Origin of the sequence: Megasphaera paucivorans (assembly GCF_900103535.1) — a bacterium.
Classification (GTDB): Bacteria; Bacillota; Negativicutes; order Veillonellales; family Megasphaeraceae; genus Megasphaera_A; species Megasphaera_A paucivorans.
Window position 1 is genome coordinate 22,466 of sequence record NZ_FNHQ01000026.1, and the last position, 13,014, is coordinate 35,479.

Sequence of the window (13,014 nt, forward strand, 5' to 3'; positions counted from 1 at the left end):
CTTGTCCAATTTTCATTATGTGAAAATGAAGTGGAGGGACTTTGAATGAAAAAAATTCGTTCGGTTTTAGTTGCAAATCGAGGGGAAATAGCAATTCGTGTTTTTCGGGCATGTAATGAACTGGGGATTCGTACGATTGCTATTTATTCGAAAGAAGATTCGCTGTCGCTTCACCGGTTCCGTGCCGATGAATCTTATTTGGTAGGCGAAGGCAAAAAACCGGTCGATGCGTATTTAGACATCGAAGATATTATTAGAATTGCCCATGAACATGAAGTGGATGCCATTCATCCCGGCTATGGCTTTTTGTCGGAAAATGCCGACTTAGCAAAACGGTGTAATGAAGAAGGTATTATTTTTATTGGCCCGAAGGTTGAACATTTGGTTATGTTCGGGGATAAGATTAATGCACGTATTCAAGCTAAAAAGGCTGGAATTCAATATATTCCCGGCAGTGATGGTCCCGTTACGGATTATTCTCAAGTTGAACAGTTTGCCAATGACTATGGCTTTCCTATTATGCTCAAGGCTGTTAATGGCGGCGGCGGACGCGGCATGCGTATGGTTGCCAAACTGTCTGAATTGAGAGATGCATACGATAGAGCTAAATCAGAAGCAAAATTAGCTTTTGGCAGTGATCAAATATATTTGGAAAAATGTCTTGTTAATCCAAAACATGTAGAAGTACAGATTATCGGTGACGAATATGGCAATATTGTTCATCTTTTTGAACGAGATTGTTCTATCCAGCGTCGACATCAGAAGGTTGTTGAAATTGCACCGGCATTTTCATTGCCGGCATCGGTACGGCAGGGATTATGCAATGCTGCTTTGCAGATTATGAATAATGTAAAATATGTCAATGCCGGTACGGTAGAATTTTTGGTAACACCGGATAATAATTTTTACTTTATTGAAGTAAATCCGCGTGTGCAGGTTGAACATACGATAACAGAAATGATTACAGGTATCGATGTGGTTCAGACACAGATTAAAATAGCCGAAGGGTATGCGCTGGACAGCGATGAAATCGGTATTCGCGGACAAGAATCTGTCCAATGCCGTGGGAATGCCATTCAATGCCGTATCACGACAGAAGATCCGATGAATAACTTTATGCCTGATTCCGGAAAACTCATGGTATATCGCAGCGGCGGCGGTTTCGGCGTCCGTTTGGACAGCGGCAATGCATATACGGGAGCGGTTATAACTCCATATTATGATTCGCTGCTTGTAAAAGCAACAACCTGGGGATTGAGTCATGCCATTGCTGTGCAGAAAATGATTAGGACGCTGAAAGAATTCCGTATTCGTGGGGTGAAAACCAATATCGGATTTCTTATCAATGTATTGAGTAATCCTCTTTTTGTTACGGGAGAATACAATGTAAACTTCATTGATGGACATCCGGAATTATTCAATCTTCCTGTCATTCATGACCGTGGGACAAAACTTTTGAAATATATAGGAGAGACCACCATCAACGGCTATGCCGGCGGTCCGCAGGTCAAACCGCAGTTTGAAGCGTTGGAAATGCCGGCGAAAGCGAAGCATGAATATCCGCAGGGGACAAAGCAGATTTTTGATTCCATGGGAGCTGAAAAATTCTCGAAATGGATTATGGATCAGAAAAAAGTTTTGTTTACGGATACGACGATGCGAGATGCGCATCAGTCTCTTTTTGCTACGCGTGTGCGGACGATTGACATGCTGCGGGTATTGGAAACTTCTTCAAAAAAACTGCCGAACTTCTTCTCCTATGAATGCTGGGGCGGTGCTACCTTTGATGTTGCATATCGGTTCCTTTACGAAGATCCTTGGGAACGGCTTCGCCAGATGAGAGAAAAAGCACCTAACATCCTGCTTCAAATGTTGATTCGTGGGGCGAATGCTGTTGGGTATACAAGTTATCCGGATAATGTGGTAAAACAGTTTGTGGAATTATCTGCGAAGAACGGTATTGATGTTTTCCGTATTTTTGATAGTTTAAACAGCCTTGATAATATGGCAGGTGCGATTCAGGCTGTTCGTGAAACCGGAAAAATTGCTGAAGTTGCTTTATGTTATACAGGAGATATTCTTAACCCGGCTCGTCCGAAGTACAATTTAGATTATTATGTGACCATGGCGAAAGAACTGCAAAAAGCAGGTGCTAATATTATTGCTATCAAAGATATGGCAGGTCTGCTGAAACCGGAAGCGGCATATTGTCTCGTTTCGGCATTGAAGGATGCAATAGATCTTCCGATTCATCTCCATACGCATGAAGGTGCAGGTAATGCGGTATATTCACTGGCTCGTGCTATTGATGCGGGGGTTGATATTGTCGATGTTGCTTATTCTTCCTTTGCCAACGGTACCAGTCAGCCGAGCATGAACAGTCTGTATTATGCATTGAGCGGCAACGACCGCCAGCCTGATTTGGATATCGAAGCGATGGAAGAAATGTCGCGGTATTGGGCTACGGTTCGTCCCTATTATAAAGGGGTAGATAAAGCGGATCCCTATCCAAATACAGAAGTATATATGCATGAAATGCCGGGCGGACAATTTTCGAATCTGCGTCAGCAGGCAAAAGCAGTAGGGCTGGGTGCTAAATGGAATGATATAAAGAAGATGTATCATCGTGTTAATATGTTGTTTGGTGATATCATTAAAGTAACTCCTTCATCTAAAGTTGTCGGTGATATGACGTTATTTATGATTCAAAATAATTTGACGGAAGATGATATTTTTGAAAAGGGAGATATTCTCGATTTCCCGCAATCAGTAGTGGAATTCTTTGAAGGACGGATCGGCATACCGTATCAAGGTTTCCCAAAAGAATTGCAGAAAATCATCTTAAAGGGAAGAGAACCGTTAAAAGAACGCCCTGGGAAAAGTTTGGTACCTGTAGATTTTGAAGTAGTACGCAAACAGTTGCAGGATGCGGGATATTTGCATGATGACGAAGCGATTAATGCATATTGCCAATATCCAAAGGTGTTCAAGGATTACAATGAAATTATTAAAAAATATGGAGATGTCAGTGTTCTGGATACACCTACCTTCTTCTTCGGCATGAACAAGAATGAAGAAATACGGGTTGAAATCGAAAAGGGGAAAGACCTGGTCATCAAATTGATTAATATCAGTGACCCTGATGAAAGCGGCATGCGGACGATTACCTTTATGTTCAATGGTGCAGAACGTGAAATCCAAGTTATGGATAAAAATGTTGACATGAAGACCGTATCTCGTAAAAAAGCAGATCCGGATAAATTGGGAGATATTGGAGCGACCTTGTCCGGTTCCGTAGTAAAGGTACTGGTAGTTAAAGGACAAGCAGTCAAAAAAGGAGAACCCTTGGTTGTTACAGAAGCAATGAAGATGGAAACGACGATAACTTCTCCTATCAGTGGTACCGTTGGTGAAATTTATGCGACAAAAGGATTGCCGATTTTGAGCGGTGATTGCCTTTTGGAAGTAAATGAATAGTAGGGTAATATACAGTACAAAACGCTGTCAAGGATGAAAATCCTGACAGCGTTTTTGTCTTGGTATATCCTGTAACATATGAGTGTGTAACTACATATGTTTTATATTTGAACATACTCGCGGCGATGCTTTCTCGATATAAGGCTGATAGCAATCAAGATAACACCGGAAACGATAAAAACAAATTTAATGCCGATGAAGGTGGCGATTATACCACCCAAAATAGGTCCGACCATCGCGCCTATTTGCTGAGCGGAAAACATAAGTCCAAAAATTCGTCCTCTTGTATGAGAATCCGTATTTTCTGCTAAAATTGCATTGATAGAGGGATTGATTCCGGCAAAAAAGAGACCGACGACAAATTGACTGGCTGCAAATAGATAAAGATTATTTGGTAAGGCTTGGAATATCATACAGATACCGGCGGTAATCAGTGCCCAGGAAAAAGAGGTGAAAAAACCGTTATGTTGACCGAAACGTCCCCATAGAGGAGCAGAAATCGCACTGGCGAAACCGCTTAGAGAAAAAACCAGGCCGGAAACTAGGACAAGTTTATCAATATGCTGTGCCATGCTGGATATATAGGTAGTAAGGATAGGCTGCAGAATCAAAATAACCATTTGGACAAAGGCTGCATAAATTAGCATATTTCGCAGTAACGGGATTTTTAACAATCCCTGGGCGTTTTCTGCGGATTTGTTTTTTATAGGTTTCGCAGATACATCCTCTTCAGGAGGTTCTTTAATGACGAATATAAAGACCAGACAATTTAGGAATAAAGCAGCAGAAGCTAAATAGAAAGACATGCGCATACCAAATAATTCGGCTAATATGCCTCCGAATAAAGGTCCAATAATTCCGCCGGCTGTCATGACGCCCTGCATTATGCCTAAACATATACCCATTTTTTGACGCGGCGCATAGAGTGTCATGATAGCTAATTCCATCGGCCATAAACCGGCTGCAAAGCCTTGAAACATACGCATAAATACAAGCTGCATCGGCGTTGTGACAATACCGCCAAGAAAATAACTGATGGATAATAGTAAACTGGCACGTATGGCCATGAGTTTTTTCCCTTTTTTATCAGACAGGCGGCCCCAAATAGGGGCCATGACTGCACTTACTGCAAAAGTAGCAGAAAAAACAACGCCCGACCAGATATTGACGGAAGCAGGATCGACTCCCAGCTCCCGTATTAGATACATGGGTAAAAAAGGAATAAGCATAGTATAACTTGCCGACATAAATACTATATTGCAGGATAATATAGCCAATACAACTTTCCAATTCATTTAATCACGCTTTCTATAAATATTAAATTCAATAATCATTAATCATTTTGATATAAAGACTATTATGGAACAGAATGCGGCAGTTTTCAAGCTTTATTATTTTAAATATACTATTTTGTGTCAATTAAATTGAAAAAAAAGAGCAGCAACTATATAATAAATCATGTGTATATGCTGTTTTATATTTTATGAGGGGACAGGAAACGTCTATGATTTTATATTTAATGAAACGGATGGCAGGTGCCTGCGTTGTTCTTTGGGTTATTATTACTATTACCTTTGGACTGATGCACGCAATTCCGGGCGGTCCGTTTACGCAGGAAAAGAAATTACCGCCGGTTGTTGTCGCAGCAGTGGAGGAACGCTATCATTTGAATGATTCTCTGGCGACCCAATACTGGGATTATATGAAACATGCGGCTGCTTTGGATTTAGGACCTTCTTACAAATATCCGGGGAAAACGGTGAATGATATTATTGCAGAAACGTTTCCCGTATCTGCTGAATTGGGCCTGATTAGCTTGTTCTTAGCCCTGGGAGTAGGCGTTTGTGCCGGTATGGCAGCGGCTTGGCGTAAAAACAGCTGGGTCGACTACAGCATGATGGTTTGTGCTACCTTGGGAGTTTCTGTTCCCAGTTTTATTATTGCGGCCATTCTTATTCAATTATTTGCCTTTACATGGCCTATATTGCCGGCGGCTATGTGGCACGGCCCGTCATATGTTGTGCTGCCGGCATTGGCACTGGCAGCGCAGCCGGCTTCTTTTATTATGCGATTGACACGGTCCAGCATTCTTGATGCACTGGCACAAGATTATATTAAAACGGCACGTGCTCGTGGGGTGGGTACCCGGTCGCTTTTGATTCATCATGCTTTGCGCAATGCGCTGCTTCCTGTGGTTAGTTATATAGGACCGTTAGCGGCGGCACTCCTGACGGGAAGTTTTATTGTAGAATCTATATTTGCGATTCCTGGATTGGGACGTCATTTTGTTACTAGTATTTACAACCGTGATTATACAATGATTTTGGGAATTACTATATTTTACAGTTTTTTGATTATCATGATGAACTTAGTTATCGATGGTATATACCCCTTGGTGGATCCTCGGATTACGTTGCAGAAACGGAAGGGGGAATAAGATATGGATACTCGTGATTTTGAACCGGTAGATCCGAAATGTATTGTCCCGATTAGGATACCGCCGCAAACGCTTCGAAGCAGAGGATGGCGGCAAATGAAACAGAACAAGCTGGCTCTTTTGGGATTAGGCATTGTGGTCATTATGACTAGTATTGCGATCTTTGGTCCGCTGGTTACTTCGTACACTTATGATGATCAAGATTTTGCTATGGCCAATGCATATCCCAGTCCTCTTCACTGGTTTGGCACGGATTCATTGGGGCGGGACCTTTTGGTGCGGGTCTTATATGGAGCTCGCATCTCTCTTTCAATTGGCCTGGCGGCTAGTTTGATCAATCTGTTTATCGGCGTTATCTACGGCGGAATTGCCGGTCTCGTCGGCGGCAGAGTGGACCGAATCATGATGCATATCGTTGATATCTTATATTCCATTCCGATGTTATTATACGTTATTTTACTCATGGTCGTATTTAAACCCGGTCTGCTCAATATTTATATTGCCTTGGGGATTGCATATTGGCTGAATATGGCCCGGATTGTCCGAGGTCAAATACTAAGTTTGAAAAAACAGGATTATGTAATGGCGGCTCGATCGTACGGAACATCAACTTGGCATATATTGACGCGCCATATGATTCCCAATTGCATGGGGCCGATTATTGTTACCCTGACGTTATCCATTCCCGAAGCGATTTTTACAGAAGCGTTTTTGAGCTTTATCGGTCTGGGTGTTTCGGCACCGATGGCCAGCTGGGGAGTTCTTACCTCAGAAGGCATCAACAGCATGCGGTCATTTCCCTTCCAGCTTATCTTTCCGGCAGCCGCTTTGTGTATTACGATGCTGGGATTTATGTTTTTGGGGGATGGGCTTCGTGATGCCTTAGACCCGCAAAATCAAAGGGAGGGAAACAGATGAATACATTATTGGATATTCAAAATCTTTCTATTTCCTTTCGTACATACCGTGGTGTTTTGGAAGCCATCCACCATGTTTCTATTGTTGTGAATAAAGGGGAAACCATTGGCATTGTCGGAGAATCTGGATGCGGAAAATCTGTAACAGCGCATGCAGTCATGAAGTTGCTGCCAAAGGAAACGGCCATATATTCACCCGATTGTAAAATCATGTGGGAGGGAACAAATATAGTATCGTTTACGGAACAGGAAATGAATGCATTGCGCGGTCAAGACATGTCGATGGTTTTTCAGGATCCCATGACGGCACTGAATCCGGTACTTACGATTGGTGATCAAATTTGTGAAGGGCTGGTTTTGCATCGGAGAATATCACAGCAGCAAGCCCTATATGAAGCGGAGAAATTATTGCGTGCCGTAGGAATTACCGCTCCGGAAAAACGATTGCATCAATATCCTCATGAATTGTCGGGCGGCATGCGGCAGCGCAGTCTTATTGCAATGGCGCTGGCTTGTTCTCCTCGGCTGCTGTTTGCCGATGAACCGACGACTGCGCTGGATGTGACGACAGAAGCCCAGGTTTTATACCTCCTTCGTTCGTTGCAGCAAAAGCTGGGAATGGCTATCGTGCTTATTTCTCATAATCTGGGAGTTATTGCACAAATGTGCCGTCGCGTATATGTCATGTATGCAGGTTGTGTTGTAGAAAGCGGCATGGTGGAGGATATTTTCGATAAACCGGCTCATCCTTATACAAACGGTCTGCTTGCTTCATTACCGGATCCGGAACATAAAGATAAACCGCTGCAGGGGATTTCCGGGCAAGCACCGGATTTGTTCCATTTGCCTGAGGGATGCCGATTTTATCCTCGCTGCAGACATACCATGCAGATCTGCATGAAACAAGCGCCTCCCTGTTATGATTTAGGAAAGGGTCATCAGGCTGCCTGTTGGCTTTTATGTCCGGAACGGGGGAAGTATAATGAAATTACTTGATATTCAGCATTTGACAAAGAAATTTGTCGTTGAAAGTGATTGGCTGGGACGGCCTAAAAAGATTTTAACGGCAGTGCATGATGTTTCGTTGGCTATTGAGGCGGGGGAGACAGTGGGACTCGTTGGAGAGTCGGGTTGTGGAAAATCAACATTTGCCCGTACGATTTTGGGATTATATGAGAAAACCCACGGAACTGTCTTATATAAAGGAAGGAATATTGATCAGAATGGTGTTCATGCTGATTTTAAACGTCATGTGCAAATGATATTTCAAGACCCCTATGCATCGTTGGATCCGCGGATGACAGTGGCCGACAGTATCAGTGAACCTTTACGCAATTATCATATGTGTGCCAATAACCAAGATCTGAAGAAACGAGTATTTGAATTGCTGGAACAGGTAGATCTTAATTCCGAGGCAGCCCAGCGTTATCCTCATGAATTCAGCGGCGGCCAGCGCCAGCGGATAGGAATTGCCCGGGCGCTGGCACTAAATCCTGAATGTATATTTTGTGATGAACCCATATCGGCTCTGGATGTTTCTGTTCAAGTACAGATTGTTAACATGCTCAAAGATTTACAGCAGCGGTTTGGCTTGGCCTATCTTTTTATTGCCCATGATTTATCTATGGTGCACCATGTAAGCCATCGGATCGGAGTCATGTATTTAGGAAAATTGGTTGAATTAGGACCAGGAAGTACGGTGTATCACGATCCGCTGCATCCCTATACGCAATCTTTAATAGCAGCGATTCCTAAACCGGATCCCCATGCAGCACCTGCCGTGCCGGCAGGCGGAGAAGTTCCCAGTCCGCTTTCGTTGCCGTCAGGCTGTGTATTTCATCCACGCTGCCCGTATGCAAGCGAGTTGTGCCGGCATGAATCTCCGGTATGGCGTGAAGTGCAGCCGGGACGGTTTGCAGCTTGTCATCATGTACGAGGAGGCGATGTCGTATGAAGTGGCACTATGTACTTGCCGTTATGTTGAGCGGACTCGTTCTCTTTAGTGCAGGATGTTCGACAGTAACTAAGCCGGACACTGTAAAATATGTGTTGGAAGCAGAACCTTCAAGCCTTGATCCGGCAATGACGACTACCTTGCCGGAAAATAACACGGAACTGCAATTATTTGAAGGATTGACGCGTCTTGATGAACAGGATGATCCGCAGCCGGCATTGGCAGAAAGCTGGGATATTTCAGCAGATGGAACCATATATACGTTTCATCTTCGCAAAGGTATAAAATGGAGTGACGGTACACCCATTACTGCACAGGATTTTGAATATTCATGGAAACGGGTCGTTGATCCTGATACAGCATCAGAAAATGCGTATATGATGTTTCCTATTAAGAATGCGGAGGCGTATTTTAATAGGAAAGCGGCGGCTGATGAAGTTGGGGTAAAAGCACTGGATGAACATACGCTGCAAGTACGATTGGCCTATCCTACTGCTTATTTTCTTAATCTGACAGCGGTACATTGTTATTATGCTGTACCACAAAAACTGGTGGAGGCGCATCCGCAAACATGGGCAGCGGATGCGAAAGGAATGATCTGCAGCGGACCATTTAAAATCACCAAGTGGATTCATTCCAGTGAAATAGATTTTGAAAAAAATGAAAACTATTGGGATGCAAAGCATGTACGCCTATCTCATATGGAATTTCCCATCAGTGATTCACAGGCTACTCGACTTACGTTGGTAGAGAGTAATCAAGCTAATATGACAGTGGAGCCGCCGCCTGCAGATCAAACCCGGTTGGAGGAAGCCGGATTATATAAAGTGGCGCCTTATTTGGGAATTTACTATTATGTATTTAATGTGACGAAACCTCCTTTTGATGATGTGCGCGTCCGTAAGGCATTTGCCTTATCGGTACAGCGGGAGGCACTCGTCCGGCATATTATCCGCGGACAAAAACAGGCGGCCTATGCATGGGTTCCGCCGGGATTAAAAAATCCGGTTACAGGAAAAGATTTCCGTGAAGAAGGCGGAAATTTGATGACGGAGGATGCGGTACAGGCACGAAAACTTTTGAAGCAGGCCGGCTATGATACCAATCATCCGTTGCCGGAAGTAACGATTCTTTTTAATACGAATGAAATGCATAAGGCAGTGGCAGAAAGTTTACAGGCTATGTGGAAGAATGCATTAGGCGTACAAGTATCTTTAATGAATCAGGAATCAAAGGTGTTCATGGCAACGCGCAGTAAAGGAGACTATCAAATAGCTCGGGCCAGCTGGATAGCAGATTATATCGATCCGATGAGTTTTATGGAGGTATTCTCCGATGAGGAAAATGATGCGCAATATCATAATAAAACATATAATGAATTGATCCGCCAAGCTAAGGAAACAAATGATCCGGCGGTGCGTATGACCGACTTGCATCGAGCCGAACAAATCCTTTTTGATGATTGTGTTATTATCCCCATATATTATACGACACAGCCCTATGCAGCGCAGCCTTATGTGAAAGGCTATCATTGGCTGCAGCTGGGCTTGGTCGATTTTAAGAAAGCATATATAGAATAGGGTGAAATGATATGAATACATATATAATGGGACAAGGGCTTGCACCTGGCGATACTATTGCTATTGTTGCTCCATCCGCTCCGTTGGCCGGTGAAGAGCTGCAGAAAAGCCGGATTTTTCTTGAAACCTTAGGATACCATGTGGTACTGGGAAAAACCGTGACTTCCGACTGGGGATATTTAGCTGGTCGGGATGACATGCGGGCAGCGGACATCAATGCTGCGTTTAAAGATTCTCATATTGATGCGGTTATTTGTTTACGCGGCGGCTATGGGGCAACGCGTCTTTTAGATTTACTTGATTATGATAGTATAGCAGCGCATCCCAAATTATTTATTGGATTCAGCGATATTACAGCGTTGCATACTGCACTTCATGAACGATGTCATATGGCTACGATTCATGGACCGATGGCACTGACGCTGGGCCGCAAAACTGCAACACAATATACGCTGCGGCAATTTGCTGCTGGACTCATTCAGCCGGTTCGGCAGGGACCCTTTTTATTGCCGCCGCGAACTGCGCTGCGGGGACTTGTTCCAGGTTTTGTTCAGGGAACCATATGCGGCGGCAATATTTCTGTGTTAACGGCGATGATCGGCACTCCGTATGAGCTGCAAGGAACAGGAGAATTACTTTTTCTGGAAGAAATAGGAGAGGATGCCTATGCTATCGACAGAATGCTGCGGCAAATGGAACAATCTGGACTCATAAATCGTATTCGAGGAATTATTTTTGGTGAATTTACGAGATGCGGACCTCGGAGCGAAGCTCCCTTTGAATTTACGGTGCAGCAGATTATTGCACAGTATGCAGAACGATGGAATAAACCGGCACTTATGGGACTTCCGGTGGGGCATGGAAGACAAAACGGCTGGCTGCCGCTGGGTGTTAACGCATTTATACAAATTGAGAATAATGGAAAAGCACGGTTTATTATAGAATAAGTAAGATGGGGGTGATACCATGGATAAAAAAACAATGAAGGACATAATTCAACATAAGGTAGAAAAAATACAGCCTGTAATTTACGGCATTGCTGAATATTTGCATAGTCATCCGGAAGTAGGCACAGAAGAAAGAATGGCTGCAGACTATTTACGCCATGTTTTGACAACGGCAGGTTTTAGCGTAACTCCGCTGGTTCCTGAAAAATTTCCGACTGCTTTTCATGCGGTCATCGGAAACGGACCTTTTCAAATGGGATTTCTCGCTGAATATGATGCGCTGCCGGAAATGGGACATGCCTGTGGTCATAATTTGATTGCTGCAATGAGTGTTGGTGCGGCGATTGCGTTTGCTGCTGCAGCAGAAGAAAACGCGACGATTCATGTGTATGGCTGTCCAGCGGAAGAAACGGCAGGCAGCAAAGTATATATGAGCGAACAGCATGTTTTTGATATGCTGGATGCCGCCGTTATTATACATCCTTCCAGTGAAACTGCCATTGGCGGTACCTCGTATGCTACCCATCCGCTGCAATTTACCTTTACAGGGAAAAGTGCCCATGTTGCCGATCCGGACTATCATGGAATTAATGCATTAGATGCGCTGGTGGATTTTTATAGCCGATTGAAGAAACTGGATACGACCTTTACGGAACCTCATATCATAGGCGCTATTATTACGGAAGGCGGCCTTGTACCTAATATTATTCCGCACCGGGGTGTATTAAAAGCAACGATTCGTGCACTCAAAACAGAATATCTGGAGCATACGATGCTGCCGCAGATTCGTGAATTAGCAAAACAAACGGCAGAAGAGCACGGCACGGCGTTGGAAATGGTTCATTATGAACCGTTGTGTAAAGATATGATCAATGATCCGCGAATGGATGTATATTTTGCGGAAAATTTCAATCTTTTGCATGAAAAATTTGCGGTGAAAGACGATACATATGCGTCAGGTTCTACAGATGTGGGAAATGTAAGCTATGATACCCGGGTCTGTCAGCCGGAAATTGAAATCGGAGAAGACATAGCAGCTCATACACTGGGATTTGCCAGTGCCGCCGGCAGTGTATATGGTAAGATGCAGGCTCTTACAGGCGCTAAAGCCATGGCAATGGTTGCTGTTGATGTATTATTTGAACCAGAATTCCAACAATAGCATATAGTCATATGTAGGTTTGTCAAACATATGTTACACAGTAGCAAGAAAAGAACGAAGGACTTCGTTAGGAGATTTCCAAGCCAGAGGACGCATAGGAAAATTATTGTATTCTCTACTACGTACTGCTAACTGTTTTTTGAAATCTGCAAAAGAATAAAAACGATGCTCCGCATAGAAGTACTCGTTGTCTTTTCGATGAGAGCGCTCTACCTTTCCGTTATGCCGCGGCGTATACGGACGTATTTTTTGATGGATAATGTGATAGGCTACCAATTGTCGTTCAAACAGCGTGAGTTCCGCTGTCTTACTTCGACCAAATCGGTTGGTGAATTCAAAGCCATTGTCGGTTTGGATTTTACAAATGGGAAACGAGAATCTTCGTACCAAGTGTTGGAGAAATATCGTGGAAGAATAGGTGCTCTGTTCTTGGAATGCTTCCAAATACCGAACGCGCGTACATTCATCGATAGCCGTGTATTGGTACATTCTTTCACCCAGCGCATGTGCCTGCCCCACGATGCAAGCAGAAGGAACTAC

General features: G+C 43.7%; 10 protein-coding genes. 8 read left to right on the plus strand and 2 right to left on the minus strand.

Translation table 11 applies throughout. The annotated features are described in order from the left end of the window. Nucleotides 1-45 precede the first annotated feature (45 nt). Nucleotides 46-3,477, plus strand: a complete 3,432-nt coding sequence (locus BLR11_RS10665) for a pyruvate carboxylase (protein WP_091651822.1) — start codon at nt 46-48, stop codon at nt 3,475-3,477. A 101-nt stretch (nt 3,478-3,578) separates the two neighbouring features. Here BLR11_RS10665 and BLR11_RS10670 read toward each other — a convergent pair whose 3' ends face one another. Then, the gene (locus BLR11_RS10670) at nt 3,579-4,772 is read right to left on the minus strand and encodes an MFS transporter (protein WP_091651825.1); all 1,194 of its coding nucleotides are present in this window, start codon (nt 4,770-4,772) and stop codon (nt 3,579-3,581) included. A 209-nt stretch (nt 4,773-4,981) separates the two neighbouring features. On the opposite strand from BLR11_RS10670, the gene BLR11_RS10675 reads away from it, so the two are divergent. Genes BLR11_RS10675 through BLR11_RS10705 form a run of 7 tightly spaced genes read left to right on the plus strand, consistent with a single transcriptional unit; the run spans nt 4,982 to nt 12,474 of the window. Continuing rightward, nucleotides 4,982-5,914, plus strand: a complete 933-nt coding sequence (locus tag BLR11_RS10675; RefSeq protein ID WP_091651827.1) for an ABC transporter permease — start codon at nt 4,982-4,984, stop codon at nt 5,912-5,914. 3 nt (nt 5,915-5,917) lie between these two features. Further along, nucleotides 5,918-6,832 carry an ABC transporter permease gene (locus tag BLR11_RS10680; protein WP_091651830.1) on the plus strand — a complete coding sequence of 305 codons (915 nt, stop codon included), beginning with the start codon at nt 5,918-5,920 and terminating at the stop codon, nt 6,830-6,832. Next, nucleotides 6,829-7,827 (plus strand): ABC transporter ATP-binding protein, encoded by a 999-nt coding sequence (locus BLR11_RS10685; RefSeq protein ID WP_091651832.1) that lies wholly within the window; start codon nt 6,829-6,831, stop codon nt 7,825-7,827. The genes BLR11_RS10680 and BLR11_RS10685 overlap by 4 nt, the downstream gene beginning before the upstream one ends. Continuing rightward, nucleotides 7,814-8,785, plus strand: a complete 972-nt coding sequence (locus BLR11_RS10690; RefSeq protein WP_091651835.1) for an ABC transporter ATP-binding protein — start codon at nt 7,814-7,816, stop codon at nt 8,783-8,785. Before BLR11_RS10685 ends, BLR11_RS10690 begins: the two co-directional genes overlap by 14 nt. Further along, nucleotides 8,782-10,365 (plus strand): peptide ABC transporter substrate-binding protein, encoded by a 1,584-nt coding sequence (locus BLR11_RS10695; protein WP_091651838.1) that lies wholly within the window; start codon nt 8,782-8,784, stop codon nt 10,363-10,365. The genes BLR11_RS10690 and BLR11_RS10695 overlap by 4 nt, the downstream gene beginning before the upstream one ends. An 11-nt stretch (nt 10,366-10,376) precedes the next feature. Then, nucleotides 10,377-11,312, plus strand: a complete 936-nt coding sequence (locus BLR11_RS10700; RefSeq protein ID WP_245675142.1) for a S66 peptidase family protein — start codon at nt 10,377-10,379, stop codon at nt 11,310-11,312. Nucleotides 11,313-11,331: 19 nt separating this feature from the next. After that, complete coding sequence (locus BLR11_RS10705) at nt 11,332-12,474, plus strand: amidohydrolase (RefSeq protein ID WP_091651842.1); 1,143 nt, start codon at nt 11,332-11,334, stop codon at nt 12,472-12,474. A 33-nt stretch (nt 12,475-12,507) separates the two neighbouring features. Here BLR11_RS10705 and BLR11_RS10710 read toward each other — a convergent pair. Then, nucleotides 12,508-13,014: integrase core domain-containing protein (locus BLR11_RS10710; protein ID WP_143006430.1), on the minus strand; the 507-nt coding region annotated here is incomplete at its 5' end.